Origin of the sequence: Methylophilus sp. 13 (genome assembly GCF_015354335.1) — a bacterium.
Taxonomy (GTDB): Bacteria; Pseudomonadota; Gammaproteobacteria; order Burkholderiales; family Methylophilaceae; genus Methylophilus; species Methylophilus glucosoxydans.
On record NZ_JADKYR010000002.1, the window covers coordinates 630,778 to 646,335 of the forward strand.

The following is a 15,558-nucleotide window of genomic DNA, read 5'->3' on the forward strand; positions in this document are numbered from 1 at the left end:
ATGATTGTGTTTAAAAACGTCAGCATGCGCTACCCCAATAGCGCACACCTGTTCCGCCAGGTCAGCTTCAATATAGACAAAGGCGATTTCGTGCTCGTCACCGGCCACTCTGGCGCAGGCAAAAGCACCCTGCTTAAATTGATGGCGGGCATTGAAGCGCCTTCCAGCGGCCAGATTCTGATTAATCAGCAGGATATCGGCAAACTGCATCCGAATGCCGTGCCCTATTTACGCCGCCGCTTTGGCCTGGTGTTTCAGGACCACAAACTGCTTTACGACCGCAACAGCTTTGACAACGTGGCCTTGCCGCTCAGCATCCAGGGCATCACCGGCGAAGAGGCTGCTCGCCGCGTGCGGGCAGCGCTGGATAAAGTCGGCCTGCTCAATAAAGAAAAAGCCATGCCCATCACCTTGTCCGGCGGCGAGCAACAGCGGCTCGCCATTGCGCGCGCCGTGGTCAGCCGCCCCTCGATTGTGATTGCCGATGAACCGACCGGCGGCCTTGATCAGACGGCCTCGCTTGAAATCATGCAGTTACTCAAAGCCTTTAATGAAGTGGGCGTGACCGTGGTCATTGCCATGCACGATGTCGCCCAAGTCAGCAGCATCGCTTACCGTACACTGCATATCGACCACCAAACCATTAGCACCCTGCCTGCACAGACGGCCATGTTATGAGAATGAGTGCATGAAAAACTGGCTTAACCAACACACGCTGGCCTTAGACCTGGTTTTGCAGCGTTTAAAAAATCACTGGCTCAATACCCTGATTATCTGCATGGTGATTGGCATTACCGTCACCCTGCCCGGCCTGCTATTTGTCGCGCTGGATAACTTGCAGGACATGTCTGGCGCCATCAAGCAGGATGCGCAAATCAGCGTCTTTTTCAAACCGGCGACCTCCAGCAACCTGATTCAACGATTGATCAACGATACACAAGGCCTGCCACAGGTCAAAGAGGTGCGTTATGTCTCCAAAGAAGATGCTATCGAGCAACTGTCCCAGCAGTTTTCGCAAAAAAACTTGCTAGTTGATTTACCGCAAAACCCGCTGCCCGATGCCGTGTTCATTACCTTGACGGATACACAACCTGCCACCGTCAAACCGGTACAAACCCTGCTGCAAACCCGGCCAGAAGTCGATGAAATCGTCATTGATAGCGTGTGGATAGAACGCCTGCACTCCATGCTGCTACTGGGCAAACGCATTGCCATTATTTTTGCCAGTCTGCTCGGCATTGCCATGATTACCGTCATCAGCAACACCGTGCGCATGCAGGTTCTCACGCATGAAGCCGAGATTGAAGTCAGCCGCCTGATCGGCGCCACGCATAGCTTTATCCGGCGCCCGTTTTTGTATATGGGCGGCGCCTATGGCCTGGGCGGCGGCCTGATTGCCGTCGCACTCTTATTTGCCATTGTCTGGAACCTGCGGCAGCCGGTGCAATTGCTGGCTAACAACTATCAAAGCCATTTTCAGTTGGCTTTTCATCTGGTTCATGTGGGTGGGCTGATCTTGCTGTGTACTACTGCGATTGGGTGGATTGCCGCATTTATTGCGCTGACGCAGAAGAAATAGCACGTTCATTGTGTTGATCACATTACACGCCAACAGGGCCATTTTCTAGAATACTTAAAAACTTCTTTTCTTGGCTCAGAGACCTTTCTGTCGCGATACAAGTTACTCCCGTCCTCGAGTGCTGGCTAGAATCATTCATTTCGCCTTGATGGCGAGTTACTTTCTGGTGCTTGTCCCCCAGAAAGTAACCAAATAGGACGACACCCAGCCATCACGGCCTTCGGCTCCCTTGCGTTGCTCGACAAAATAAGCCGGTCACGAAACTCATCCTAGCAGCTCACACACTACGTGAGCTGCTGCGGGATTCGGACAGTCGCTCCCTCTACTCTTAATTTTGTCTCCGCTACTCAGCGTGATGGGATGGGATTTATCTCGCCAAAGTCACACTGTTGAAGTTTGAACCGTTCAAAAAAATAATTCTTTTATTCAATCCGCCAACAGTGGCAGTCGCATGGTGTTCCGGGGTCCCCATCTGCCGCGCCGAGTAGCGCAGGCAAAATAAGATGAAGCGAGCGGCTGTTCGAATCCCGCGGTGGCCTGCGGTGTGTGCAGGCCGCTAGGATGAGTTTCGCGAGCGCTTATTTTGGTGAGCAACGCAGGAAACAAGCGGAAGCTGGGGTGCACTTTCTTTTGGTTACTTTATCTTTGGGCAAGCAAAGAAAAGTAACTCGCCGAGAGGCGAAAAGGAATGTCACACATATGCATGTCTACTAGCACAATTTGCAATTAGGTCTGATTGCAAGTGTGCAAAGGCATACAGCGCACTACTTTATCCCTACCTGGTGGTAACCAAACGACTTCGCCAATTACTGCGAAACATAATTCGGCCCACTGCCCCCTTCCGGCGGTACCCAATTAATATTCTGCGTTGGGTCTTTAATGTCACAGGTTTTGCAATGGATGCAATTCTGCGCGTTGATCTGCAAGGCCTTTTCTCCGGCCTGCTCCACAAACTCATACACACCTGCCGGGCAATAGCGCTGTTCTGGGCCGGCATACTTCGGCAGATTCACGCGCACGGCCCTATCCGCAACGCCCAGTTTCAAATGGCACGGTTGCTGGTGATCGTGCGAAATATTGCATAAGCTGACCGAGCTCAGTTTATCAAAGGTCAACACGCCATCCGGTTTGGCATACACAGGCGGACGGCTATTGGCAGCCTCGGCCAAAGTCGCATGGTCTGCGCTGTCATGCTTGAGCGTCCACGGCAAGGTCACGCCCCAACTGGACAGCCACATTTCGGCGCCACCCAATACGGTGCCGCCCCAGGTGCCAAAGCGGGACAAATAAGGCTTGACGTTACGCACCGCAGACAATTCTTGCCAGACCCAGGAGGCGCGCAGTTTTTGCGGATAAGCACTCAACACTTCTGGACTGCCTTGTGCGATGGCATCAAACACGGCTTCCGCCGCCAGCATGCCGGACTTCATAGCGTAATGCGTACCCTTGATTTTAGGCACATTGACCAGGCCTGCACTGCAGCCCAGCAACGCGCCCCCTGGGAAAGCCATCTCAGGCAATGATTGGATACCGCCTTCTGAAATGGCACGTGCGCCATAGCTTAAGCGCTTACCGTCTTGCAGCAAAGCCTTGAGCTTGGGATGGGTTTTATAGGTCTGGAACACGTCAAAGGGGGACAAATACGGATTGCGGTAATCCAGATGCACCACATAGCCCACGGACACCAGGTTTTCGCCATGGTGATAAATAAAGCCCCCGCCACCGTTACTGGCATCCAGCGGCCAGCCCAAGGTATGTTCAATCAGGCCTTTCTGGTGCAGCTCGGGCTTCACGCGCCAAACCTCTTTAAATCCGATGCCGTATTTGGCTGGGCTGGATGTTGCGCGTAAGCCATAACGGGCTTCAAGCTGCTTGGTCAGTGAGCCACGTGTCCCCTCGGCCACCAGCGTGTGTTTGGCGCGGATTTCGATGCCTGGGGTGTAGTTGGCGGTCGGGTTGCCTTGCTTGTCCAGACCCATATCGCCGGTAATCACGCCATTCATGCGGCCTTGATCGTCATAACTGGGCGCTTGTGCAGAGAACCCGGTATAGATTTCTACGCCCAGTGCTTCTGCCTGCGTCGCCAGCCAGCGGCAGACTTCGCCCAGACTGATGATGTAATTGCCATGGTTGCGCATCAAGGGCGGCAGTGACCACTCCGGCATGGCCCAGGCATTTTCTTCACCCAGCACCACAAAGGTATCTTTATCGACGGCGGTATTGAGCGGCGCGCCCAAGGCCTGCCAGTCAGGGAACAACTCCTGCAGGGCTTTCGGGTCCAGCACGGCACCAGAGAAAATATGGCTACCGACTTCGGCGCCTTTTTCCAGGACACACACGCCCAGCTCCTGGCCTTGCGCCTGCGCCAGTTGTTTGAGACGGATGGCTGCGGACAAGCCCGCCGGGCCTGCCCCCACAATCAGCACATCGTACTCCATGACATCTCTTTCCATCTTTGCTCCTTCGTCAGGCAATGGCCGGGATATCGATCAGGTCGCTACGCGTCGCCCCTTGGGTAAACGCCTGGCAGAACGCCAGAAACTGTCGAATGCCACCGGTCTGGTATTTTTGCCTGTGCCATAAAAAATAAAAATTGCGGTGAAATTGCAAGCCGTGGTTCTCAATCGGCACCAGGCTGCCGCGCCTGAATGCATCCTTGAGGGCCAGCCGCGAAATACAGCCTATGCCAAGGCCCGATTCTACCGCGCGCTTGATCGCCTCGGTATGTTCCAGCTCCAGCGTAATATTGAGTTTTGAATAATCCTGTTTAAAGGCGCGGTCAAAGGTCTCGCGCGTGCCTGAGCCCTTCTCGCGCACGATCCAGGGCTGTAGCAGTAAATCCGCTTTGTGGATGGGTTTGCCGCTTTGTGCCCACAATGCCAACGGATGCGTGGGCGCGGCAAAAATGACCAGTTCATCGGCAATCCAGGGCGCCACCGCAATATCGGGATGATTGCACTCGCCTTCTATCATACCCAAATCCAGGGTGTGGTTGGCAATCTGCTCGACGATGGTCCGCGTGTTCTGCACCTGCAACTGGATGTGGCTTTGCGGATACTGCTGCAAGAACTTGGCCACCAGCAAGGTGACCAGATAATTGCCCACGGTCAGCGTCGCGCCAATCTTGAGATGGCCGTAGCCCTGCTGCCCCTGCAGCATGCGCTCAATTTCACGCGCGCGGTCCAGCAACTCGACCGCTTTGGGTAAAAGCTGCTGGCCCGCTTCATTGATGCGCAAAGACTTGCCGACCCGGTCAAACAACTGGATATCAAACTGTTTTTCCAGCTCGATCAGGGCGGTGCTGGCGGCTGATTGCGACAAGGCCAACTGGTCGCAGGCACGGGAGACGCTGCCAGTGCGGCTAATCGCGACAAAGATTTCCAGTTGCCTGAGGGTGTATTTCATGGAGGGGGCTGCGTGGCCGAGAGTTGCGCCGCGTCAAAATCAATCTACAGAATAGATATATAATATTATAATAATCAATTTAATAAATATTACAAGCTGGCTTAAAATGCCCGGTTACGAGTAAATACCCCAACAAAGGCAAACGTTTTATGAAAGCATTAGTAGCGATCAAACGGGTCGTTGATTATAACATTCAAGTCCGCGTCAAAGCGGACGGTTCGGATGTGGATATCGAGGGCGTCAAAATGGGAGTCAATCCCTTTGATGAAAACGCCATCGAAGAAGCCATCCGCCTCAAAGAAAAAGGCATTGTCACAGAAATCGTCGCCGTCACCATTGGTGCCGCGACGCATCAGGATATCTTGCGCCATGCCCTGGCCATGGGTGTGGACCGTGTGACGCTGGTTGAAACAGCAAACAGCCTGGCACCGCTGGCCGTCGCCAAGGTGCTCAAAGCCGTGGTCGAGCGTGAACAGCCTGCATTGATCCTGCTGGGCAAGCAAGCCATTGATGATGATGCCGGCCAGACCGGCCAAATGCTGGCGGCCCTGCTCAACCTGCCACAAGCTACGTATGCCTCTCAGATCACCATTGCCGAAAATCAGGCGACCGTGGTGCGCGAGATTGATGGCGGCACGCAAACCTTGTCCGTGAGCCTGCCAGCTGTGATTACTGCTGACCTGCGCCTGAACGAGCCGCGCTACGTCAAACTGCCCAACCTGATGATGGCCAGAAAAAAACCCATTGAAACCCTCCCGCTTGATTCGCTCAATCTGTCACTCACCCATAGTGTGCAACAACTGAAGGTCGCCGCCCCACCAGAGCGCCCAGCCGGCGTGATGGTGAAAGACGTGAATGAATTATTGAGCAAACTGCGTACGCACGAGGGACTGCTGCCATGAGAACATTGATTATTGCCGAACACGACGGCCAACATTTAAACGAACAAGTGGCACGCGCCGTGACTGCGGCCCAACACTGGCAGCAACCAGTGGATGTATTGATTGCTGCTGCACAAGCTGACGGCCTGGCCGCACAAGCCGCCGCTTTGCAAGGCGTCAGCACCGTGCTGGTTGCGACCGATGCCGCCCTGCAACACCCAACCGCAGAACACCTGGCTGCGCTGGTTGTGCCGCTGGCGGCCAATTACAGCGTGGTGCTGGCTGCGCACAGCGCTTTCAGCAAAAACGTCTTGCCACGTGTCGCAGCGCTGCTCGATGTCAACATGCTGTCTGACGTGATCGAGATCGTGAATAGCAACACCTATGTGCGTGGCATTTACGCTGGTAACGTGCTGGCAACGGTGCAAAGCAGTGATGCCAAACAAGTGCTCACCGTGCGTGCCAGTAAGTTCTCTGCCGCTGCGACTGGCGCCAATGCTGCCATTCAATCGGTGACTGCGCCAGCTGCACCAGAAGGCAGCCGCTGGGTGGCAGAAGCCTTTAACAAATCCGAGCGCCCCCCATTGGCCGCCGCTAAAGTGGTGGTCTCTGGTGGCCGTGCGCTGGGCAGTGCGGATGCATTTAAAGACGTGCTGGCCCCGCTGGCAGACAAACTGCATGCCGCCATTGGTGCCAGCCGTGCCGCGGTCGATTCCGGTTATGCCCCCAACGACCTGCAAGTCGGCCAAACCGGTGTAGTGGTCGCCCCAGAGCTGTACATCGCCGTTGGTATTTCCGGCGCCATCCAGCATGCCTATGGCATGAAAGACAGTAAAGTGGTGGTCGCCATCAATCAGGATCCAGAAGCGCAAATCTTCAAGATTGCCGACTACGGCCTGGTGGCAGATTTGTTTGAAGCCGTGCCGCAATTGACGGCTGCGTTATAATTAAGTGTTTACCAATTAACCTTTTGAATTCAGAAACCTGTTCATCTCATGAGTAAAAAATATTCCACCGAAACGGTGTTGAGCGTGCATCACTGGAATGACACGCTGTTCAGTTTCAAAACCACCCGTGATCCTGGCCTGCGCTTTGAAAACGGCCAGTTTGTGATGATAGGCCTGGAAGTCGATGGCCTGCCATTGACCCGTGCCTACAGTATCGCCAGCCCCAACTACGAAGAGCATCTGGAGTTTTTCAGTATCAAGGTGCCCAATGGCCCGCTGACCTCACGCCTGCAACACCTGAAAGTGGGCGACCCGCTGCTGGTGAGCCGTAAGCCAACCGGCACGCTGATCACCTCAGACCTCAAGCCAGGCAAACACCTCTATTTCTTCTCGACTGGCACGGGCTTAGCGCCGTTCATGAGCCTGATTCAAGACATCGAAGTCTATGACCGCTTTGAAAAAGTCATCCTGATTCACGGCGTGCGTTACGTCAATGAACTGGCCTACGAAGACTTCATCACCAAAGAACTGCCGAATAACGAGTTTTTTGGCGAAGAAGTGCGTAACAAGCTGATCTACTACCCCACCGTCACACGCGAGCCATTTAAAAACATGGGCCGCCTGACAGACCTGGTGGAAAATGGCAAACTGTTTACCGATATTGGCTTGCCGCCATTGAATCCGGAAACGGACCGCGCCATGATCTGCGGTAGCCCGGCCATGCTGGTCGACACGGCCGCCATGCTGGACAAACGTGGTTTCAAAGTCTCGCCGCGCATCGGCGAACTGGGTGACTACGTGATTGAAAAAGCCTTTGTTGAAAAATAAGGGTTAAGACACATTGCATGTCCGGCTGTCATGAAAGTACACGCGCATGACAGCCCATGCCACTCTTCAGTTTGAACACGCCACTCTGGCTGACCTGCCTGCCTTATGCGCGCTGCTCGCGCAACTGTTTGCCCAGGAACACGAATTCTCCCCTGACCACGCGGCCCAGCAGCAAGGCTTGAGCCACATTCTGCAACACCCTGACATCGGCCATATTTTAGTAGCACGGCAACAAGGGCAAGTGATTGCGATGGTAAGCCTGCTGTTTACGATTTCGACCGCATTAGGCGGCCGCGTGGCATTGCTCGAAGATATGGTGGTCGATCAGACCTGTCGCGGCCTGGGCATTGGCTCGCAATTGCTGACTTTTGCGATTGCGCACGCGCGCCAGCAGGCGATCCAGCGCTTGACCCTGCTCACCGACCAGGATAATCAGGCTGGCCAGCACTTTTACAGAAAACATGGTTTTCAACCGTCAGGCATGCAAGTCTGGCGCCTGATCCTGTAAAGGTTTATGTCGTTAGCGCTTGCGGTCCTGCATGCCCAGTGCCACCATGATCGCCAACACAATCACGGCAGATAGCAGCAAGAAGCCTTGGGCATAGGCCTCGAAAATACCCGGCGGCAGCTGTCCATAAATACGCTCACGCCACTCCATAAATACCGCCATCATGGCCACCCCTACCACGCCGCCTAACTGGCGGGCATAACTGACCACCACCGAAGACTGGCCCAAATGCTGCGGCTCCATTTCATGCAAGGTGGCCAGATTTAATGCCGGCAAAATCAGGCCAAGACCAATGCGGCCCACAATGGTCGCTGCAACAATTTCCCAGTAGCGCACCTGATCGGCGGCCACGGCAAATACGATAAAAGATGCGCCGAAAATGACCAGGCCAGCCAGCGTAATCCGCCGTGGAGACAGTTGATCAGCCATCCGGCCAGCGATCGGGATGGTCAACACCAGGGCCATGCCTGAAGGCAACAGCAACACCCCAGCCTCTGTGGCCGAAAAGGCCATGGCATTTTGTAAAAATACCGGGATCAGATAAGTGGAGGCATACAGGCCAAAGCCATAGGCAAAGGCCACCAAGGTGCCGCGGCTAAAGGTGGGCCGCTGGAACAGATGCAATTGTATGATGGCATGCGGTAGTTGCCGGGCATGACGCATATAACAAAGCAGCGACCCTACCGTGAGCAAGGCCTGCCCCCAGGTCCACGGCGCAAACAGCCCACTGTGATGCAAGCTGGAGACAAACTCAATCAAGCCGATGGTCGCCGCCGACAACCAGCCCAGGCCCGCCCAGTCAAACGCATTGACCGGCTGCTGCCTGGGCGCAGGCAACCACCGCCAGGCACACAGCAGGGCGATCAGCGCAAACGGCACGCCAAGCAGAAAAATCGCCTGCCAGCCAAACTGATCCAGCAACCAGCCACTGATAGAGGGCGCGATGGCAGGCGTAAACGCAATGCCGACGATCAGGATCCCCGACGCGCGTCCCTGAATGTCTGGCGGAAACAGACGCATGAGCGCCATCACCCCCAGCGGTTGCAGCACGCCTGCAGCCAGGCCTTGCAGCAGCCTTGCAATCACTACCTGCACAAAGCTGTGCGCATAAAAGCCCGCTACGCTGGCCGCCACCAACAGCCACAGCGTCCACATAAACACGCGCCGCAAGCCAAAGCGCTGCAACCACCAGGCGGCAGGCAACATGCCTATGGTCATCGCCGCCAAAAATGCCGTCATGGCCCACTGCACATGATCCTGCCCCAAATGAAACGTGCGCGTCAACGCTGGCACCGCCACGTTAAAGCTGGACGTACATAACACCCCCGCCATCGTGCCGACGCCAATGATCAATAACACCATCCATTTGTAGCGCTCCCCATACCGCTGGGACAAGGCTTCAAAAGAATGTGGCAACAGGCGCAGGGACATGGGGTGGATGGCTTGAGTGGGCTAACAAGAAAGAGGACCTTAGCATGCATTTTTTGCAGTGTCACGCTGTCCGACCCTGCAAAAAAAGCAGAGTTCACGCACCCTAGCTTACAACCAGCTTTCAAGCGTTCAAGGGCAAAACAGCAACTGTTTGATTTTTATACCTATTCAATCAGCGGCGCAGACTGGCATCGTTTTTGCAAAAATGGGATGACTCAACTGCATTTAATTCAATAATTTACGAGGAGTGATTGTGAAACGCTGGATGATCTATACCTGCCTGGCAATGCTGACCAGTGCTGCTTTTGCCGATGAAATGCTAGACAACGAACTGGCCACGCTGCAGCATGCCTGGGCCAAAGCGACCTATCAAACTAGCAAAGACCAGCAAGAACCCGCCTTCAAAGCCCTGACCGAGCAAGCCCATCAACTCACGACCCAGCATCCTGACGCCAATGAAGCCATGATCTGGGAGGCGATCGTGTTAAGCGGTTACGCGAAAAGCATGGGGCCACTGCATCCGGTGAATGCCTTGAAAGCAGCTGAACAAGCCCGCGACCTGTTGCTGGCCAGCATCAAAACCAACCCGCAAGCGCTGCATGGTTCCGCATATACCACACTGGGCTCGCTCTACTTCCGCGTCCCTGGCTGGCCGATTGGCTTTGGTGACAAGAAAAAAGGCCGCGAGTATCTGGAGAAAGCACTGCAACTGAACCCGACCGGCATAGACAGCAACTATTTCTATGCAGACTTTTTACGTGCCCAGGGCGACTACAGCCAGGCCGTGACCTACTACCAGAAAGCCCTGCAAGCCCCTGCCCGCCCCGGCCGCGAAGATGCCGATGCTGGCCGCAAGCAGGAGATTGAAGAAGGCCTGCGCCTGGCACAAAGCAAACTGAAATAACCGTATTTGAAATAACGTCACTTGGAGAAGCACTGATGCGTCAATCTGTTTTCAATCTGTTGGTCAGCAGCCTATTGCTGACAGCCCCTCTGCTTGGGCATGCCGAAGGCTTTTATGGCGGCTTTAATGTCGGTGTAGCCAACAACAACCTCAGCACGCCAAATGGCGTGGACAAGGAGAACCAGGCGATTGCTGGCGTCGTCGGCGGTTATCGATTCAACCAGTATATTGCCGTCGAAGGCCAATATACCGGGATAGGCAAGGTGACGGATAACCTCAGCGGCAGCGCCAAGGCCGATGCCCTCAGCTTGACGGCTGTGGGCAGCATACCCCTCAATGAATCCTTTGATTTTTATGGCAAACTCGGTGTCGCCGCCACCAAAAGCAAAGTCTCTTCTGGCTTGAGCGCCTATAACGATGCCACACACACCGGGGCCACCTATGGCCTGGGTGCGGAATATCACTACGATAAAACCTTGTCCATGCGCGTAGGCTGGGATCACTACCGAGCAGAAGTGGATGTGACTGGTGGGGGCAGTAAAGGCTTTGATACCAACGTCGGTACGGTGGGTCTTATCTACAACTTCTGATATTGAGCCGGCATGCGGCTGGCAACGATGACTCGCCTGCCAGCCCGCTAAAACTTGATTTTTGAGGCGACCAGCGAAGCAGCTGCAGTTCTGGTTTCAACCCCCAGCTTCTGGAACACATGCTCAAGATGTTTGTTGATCGTGCGGGGGCTGGTGCCCAAAATTTCGCCCACATCCTTGTTGGTTTTGCCTTTTACCGTCCAGTACAACACCTCGGATTCGCGTTTGGTGAGCTGGAACAACTTGCCCAAGGACTCGATCTGCGCATCGTCAGAATACTCGCGCAACACCACCACCCATTGCTCTTCGCTGGTATTGGCCACAGTCAGGCTCAGGCGGGCGTTGCCCTGATTCACATTCAGCGTCTGCATGGACTGGCCTTCGGATAACTGTTGTACACAGTTTTCCAGCCATTGGTAAATCATGGGCGGCAAGGTTTGCACGGCATGATAAGCCTCTTTGGCGGCCCACTCTGCAAAGTATTGCTCCAGATATTGCTTGGCCAGCGGGGTTTGCCATATCAGGCGCTTGTCGCCGGGCAAGATGGCAATGGTCGCCTGACCAAAGGCATCCAGCGCCGAGGTGGCCTGATGCATTCTGGTGGCATTTTGCACATGCGCCTTGAGGCGGGCCAACACTTCTGCCGGCCTGACCGGCTTGGTGACATAATCCACGCCACCGGCATCAAACGCCATGGTCACGTGCTCCACTTCGGTCAAGCCGGTCATAAAGATGACCGGGATATGCTGGGTTTCTGCCGCAGCTTTAATCCGCCTGCAGGTGGCAAAGCCGTCCATCCCGGGCATCATGGCATCCATGAAAATCACTTGCGGCTGCATCAGGTGCGCGATTTGCAAGGCCATCTCGCCAGAGTTGGCCACCAGCACCTGATAACCGGACTCATCCAGCGCGTCGTGCAGATAGGCCAGGTTTTCTGGCACATCATCCACAATTAACACGGTATGGCTGGGACTGGTCATTTGGCATACTCCTCAATCAAGCGCAGCAGTTTAGCAAAATCAAAGCGTTCCATGGCCTGTTGCAGTGCGTAAATAAATGTTTGATGTTGCGGATGCTCGCGGCTCAGTGTGGCCAGCACCTCGCGCACGCCTTTGACATAGCCCATGCGGGCAAACTGCACCAGGTTATCCAGTAATACCTGCGGAATCGCTTCCGCAGGCGTGGCCGCAGCCTCAGCACTCGCTTGCGGCGCCAGCACAGGGGCGGCTAACGCCGGTGCAGTGCCCTGGCTAGCTTCATAGCGCCAGGTCAGGTTTAACTGATGGCCTATCCAGTCCAGCACCTCTTCGAGGTTCACCGGCTTCACAAAAAAGTCGCGCGCCGGAATCTTGGCCTGATTATCCAGGTTACGGTCATAGGCATTGGCCGACACAATCGCAATCGGCAACTGTGCGTGATGCACCTGGCGGATGATGTAGGCAGCCTCCCAACCATCCATCACCGGCATCGCCAAGTCCATTAAAATCGCATCCGCCTTAAGCATCTGGTATTGATTGACGCAGGCCTGGCCATTGGCGGCCTCATGCACAATAAAGCCCAGCGGCTGCAAGGTGTTGCGCAACAACTCGCGGTCCACCTCTTCATTATCCACCACCAGGATGGTTTTCACCGGCCCTTCATAACCCAGGCGCTGGCGCACCGTTTTCTTGGGGAGATGCGCAGTTTCACGGATCTGCGGCAAGAACAACCGGATTTCAAAGCGCGTGCCGTGGCCGAGCACGCTCTCAAACTGCATTTCGCCACCCATTAACTGCGTCAACAACTTGCTAATGGTCAGGCCCAGGCCGGTGCCGCCTATGCCAACCACATCGGCCGCGCTACCGCGCTCAAACGGCTCAAAGATTTTTTCCACCTCATTAGGGGCGATACCCGGCCCGGTGTCGGCAATATCAATTTGCGCAATCTCGCGCGCATAACTCACCTTGAATGTCACACTGCCCTTGCTGGTAAACTTGACCGCGTTACCGACAATATTGACCAGAATCTGCATCAGGCGCTTATGGTCTGCCCGCACGTACTCGGGCAGGTTGCCTTGCTTTTCAAAAATAAATGCCAGGCCTTTGTTTTGCGCCTGAATCTCAAACATGCTGACAATCTGGTCGATAAACTCGGGGAAATGCAGCGGTTTGACATCAAAGGTCATTTTGCCGCTTTCAATGCGCGCAATGTCCAGCGTACTTTCGATCAATGACAGCAAATGCTCGCCGCCGCGGCTGATGGTTTTAATCGCCTGCTTGCGGTGCTCGGGGATGCTGGCATCGTTAGTGAGCAACTGTGCATAGCCCAGAATACTGTTCAACGGTGTGCGCAACTCATGGCTAATACCGGTAATGTAGCGGCTCTTGGCCTGGTTGGCCTCTTCCGCCAGTCGGCGCGCCTTTTGTAACTGGGCATCGGTTTTTTTGTGCGACTCGATCTCTTCAAGCAACAAACCGGTTTGCCGGTTGGATTCTTCCTGTGCCACCCGGCGGCTAGCCGAGGTCAGCACCAGCCACCAGGCGACAATGCCGCCCAAAAACAGCAAGGCGACAAAAATCTTCAAATAGCCCAACCTGAAGTGACGCATCAACTCGGGATATTCGCGGCCGATGGTCAAGGCATCATGCAGGTAAATCAGGCCTATGGTGGCACCAAACAGCACCACCGCAATCACCATCAACAACAGAAAATGCGCCACGCCACCATTCAGGTGCGGCCACAAGCGTTGTGGCAAAAAGCGTTTATTTAACGCCTCCCACTGCGCACTGAGCCGCGCTTGCGGCTTGCACGCGTCATGGCAGCGCGCATCGAGGCAACAGCATAACGAGCAAATCGCCCCGCCATACGCCGGACAATGCGCCATGTCATTCATTTCATATTCACGCTCGCAAATCACGCAGCGCTGGGTCTTGGTTGGCTGCAAATACTTGGGCCGCGGTCTAGCCAGGTAATACTTGCCCTGGGTCCACCAGGCAATCAACGGTGACATCACCAGCGCAGTGATCAACGAAATAAACGTAGAGAATGACTGCGCCACCACGCCCATCGCCCCGGTATACGCCGCAATCGACACCGCCGAGGCAATAAACATGGCGCCCACACCCACCGGGTTAATGTCATACAAATAAGCGCGTCTGAACTCAATTCCCTTGGGGCTCAACCCCAGCGGTTTATTGATCACCAGATCCGCCACCACCGCCGCAATCCAGGCAATCGCCACATTGGCATACAGGCCCAAAATCTCTTCCAGCGCCTGGAACACATTGAGCTCCATCAGCACAATGGCAATCATCACGTTAAACGCCACCCACACAATACGGCCAGGGTGGCTATGCGTCAGCCGGGCAAAAAAGTTAGACCACGCCAGCGAGCCGGCATAGGCATTGGTCATATTCACCTTAAGCTGCGACACACAGACAAATAGCGCCGTCACCGCCAGCGCCACATGGTGATTGCTAAACACATGCTCAAAGCCTATCCAGTACATATGCGTTGGATTCACCGCCGAACTTAAAGGCATATCGCGGTTAAACACCAGGTAAGCCAGCAAGGCCCCCGCCAGCATTTTGAGCATGCCCAGCACCACCCAGCCAGGCCCCGCCATCAGCACACCCAGATTCCAGCGCCAGTAGTTTTCTTTATTGCGCATCGGCATAAAGCGCAAAAAGTCCACCTGCTCGCCAATCTGCGGGATCAACGCCACCCCCACCGCCGTCGCCGCGCCAAACATCACCCAGTTAAAATGCCCGCCCTCAGGCGAGATCCCGGCAAAATGGCTGAGCCGGTCAATCACACCCGGATCCATCTTGAAAATCGCAAAAAATGGCAGCAGCATCAGCGCAATCCACAGCGGCTGCGTGATCATCTGAATGCGGCTGATCAGCGTCACCCCATGCGTCACCAACGGAATCACAATCAACGCACTGACCAGATAGCCCAGATAAAGCGGCAAATGAAAATACAATTCGAGCGCATAGCCCATAATCGCCGCTTCCAGCGAAAACAGGATAAAGGTGAACGAGGCATAAATAAACGACGAGATCGTCGAGCCAATATAGCCAAAGCCCGCGCCGCGCGTGAGCAGGTCCATATCCAGACCATACTTGGCGGCGTAATAACTGATCGGCAACCCGGTTAAAAAGATAATCAGCCCCACCGCCATAATCGCCCACAAGGCGTTCTGAAAACCGTAGTTGATGGTAATGGTGCCGCCAATCGCCTCCAGCACCAAAAACGAAATTGCCCCCAGCGCCGTATTAGAGACCCGCAGAATAGACCACTTACGAAACGCCCGCGGCGTATAGCGCAAGGCATAATCCTCAATGGTTTCATTCGCCACCCAACTGTTATAGTCGCGACGAATTTTCACGATCCGCTGAATCGGCTCAGCGCGCGTAGGGGTCTCTGGTTCGGTGGTAAATCCGGTTACGGACGGGTTAGACAATCAACAATCCTTAGTATCAATAGCCAAGCGGGGAACAAGGC

General features: G+C 54.9%; 13 protein-coding genes. 8 read left to right on the top strand and 5 right to left on the bottom strand.

Going from position 1 to position 15,558, the window contains the following annotated elements; genetic code table 11:
* Together ftsE and ftsX are read left to right on the top strand one after the other, a co-directional pair.
* On the top strand, positions 1–678 hold the full coding sequence (gene ftsE, locus INP77_RS07285; protein ID WP_194748342.1) for a cell division ATP-binding protein FtsE: 678 nt from the start codon (positions 1–3) through the stop codon (positions 676–678).
* A 10-nt stretch (positions 679–688) separates the two neighbouring features.
* The gene (gene ftsX / locus INP77_RS07290) at positions 689–1,579 is read left to right on the top strand and encodes a permease-like cell division protein FtsX (RefSeq protein ID WP_194748343.1); all 891 of its coding nucleotides are present in this window, start codon (positions 689–691) and stop codon (positions 1,577–1,579) included.
* Between the two features lie 806 nt (positions 1,580–2,385).
* Here the strand turns inward: ftsX and INP77_RS07295 are convergent.
* Complete coding sequence (locus INP77_RS07295; RefSeq protein ID WP_194748344.1) at positions 2,386–4,032, bottom strand: electron transfer flavoprotein-ubiquinone oxidoreductase; 1,647 nt, start codon at positions 4,030–4,032, stop codon at positions 2,386–2,388.
* A gap of 13 nt (positions 4,033–4,045) precedes the next feature.
* On the bottom strand, positions 4,046–4,984 hold the full coding sequence (locus INP77_RS07300; protein ID WP_194748345.1) for a LysR family transcriptional regulator: 939 nt from the start codon (positions 4,982–4,984) through the stop codon (positions 4,046–4,048).
* 149 nt (positions 4,985–5,133) lie between these two features.
* Here INP77_RS07300 and INP77_RS07305 point away from each other — a divergent pair, with 149 nt between their 5' ends.
* The 4 genes from INP77_RS07305 to INP77_RS07320 are packed head-to-tail and all read left to right on the top strand — an operon-like array spanning position 5,134 to position 8,148.
* Positions 5,134–5,886: an electron transfer flavoprotein subunit beta/FixA family protein gene (locus INP77_RS07305; RefSeq protein WP_194748346.1), complete on the top strand. Its 753-nt coding sequence runs from the start codon at positions 5,134–5,136 to the stop codon at positions 5,884–5,886.
* On the top strand, positions 5,883–6,812 hold the full coding sequence (locus INP77_RS07310) for an FAD-binding protein (RefSeq protein WP_194748347.1): 930 nt from the start codon (positions 5,883–5,885) through the stop codon (positions 6,810–6,812). Before INP77_RS07305 ends, INP77_RS07310 begins: the two co-directional genes overlap by 4 nt.
* A gap of 48 nt (positions 6,813–6,860) precedes the next feature.
* Entirely contained in the window at positions 6,861–7,640 is a 780-nt protein-coding gene (locus tag INP77_RS07315; protein ID WP_194748348.1) for a ferredoxin--NADP reductase, read from the top strand.
* A 46-nt stretch (positions 7,641–7,686) separates the two neighbouring features.
* Positions 7,687–8,148: a GNAT family N-acetyltransferase gene (locus INP77_RS07320; RefSeq protein WP_194748349.1), complete on the top strand. Its 462-nt coding sequence runs from the start codon at positions 7,687–7,689 to the stop codon at positions 8,146–8,148.
* A gap of 12 nt (positions 8,149–8,160) precedes the next feature.
* Here the strand turns inward: INP77_RS07320 and INP77_RS07325 are convergent, their stop codons facing one another.
* Positions 8,161–9,579 carry a DHA2 family efflux MFS transporter permease subunit gene (locus INP77_RS07325; protein ID WP_194748350.1) on the bottom strand — a complete coding sequence of 473 codons (1,419 nt, stop codon included), beginning with the start codon at positions 9,577–9,579 and terminating at the stop codon, positions 8,161–8,163.
* A gap of 265 nt (positions 9,580–9,844) precedes the next feature.
* Here INP77_RS07325 and INP77_RS07330 point away from each other — a divergent pair, with 265 nt between their 5' ends.
* Positions 9,845–10,483, top strand: coding sequence for a hypothetical protein (locus tag INP77_RS07330; protein WP_194748482.1), 639 nt, complete (start codon positions 9,845–9,847; stop codon positions 10,481–10,483).
* Positions 10,484–10,518: 35 nt separating this feature from the next.
* Positions 10,519–11,073: an outer membrane protein gene (locus INP77_RS07335; RefSeq protein WP_194748351.1), complete on the top strand. Its 555-nt coding sequence runs from the start codon at positions 10,519–10,521 to the stop codon at positions 11,071–11,073.
* 47 nt (positions 11,074–11,120) lie between these two features.
* Here the strand turns inward: INP77_RS07335 and INP77_RS07340 are convergent, their stop codons facing one another.
* The gene (locus tag INP77_RS07340) at positions 11,121–12,053 is read right to left on the bottom strand and encodes a response regulator transcription factor (RefSeq protein WP_194748352.1); all 933 of its coding nucleotides are present in this window, start codon (positions 12,051–12,053) and stop codon (positions 11,121–11,123) included.
* Entirely contained in the window at positions 12,050–15,517 is a 3,468-nt protein-coding gene (locus tag INP77_RS07345; RefSeq protein ID WP_194748353.1) for an ATP-binding protein, read from the bottom strand. Before INP77_RS07345 ends, INP77_RS07340 begins: the two co-directional genes overlap by 4 nt.
* Between the last annotated feature and the right edge of the window lie 41 nt (positions 15,518–15,558).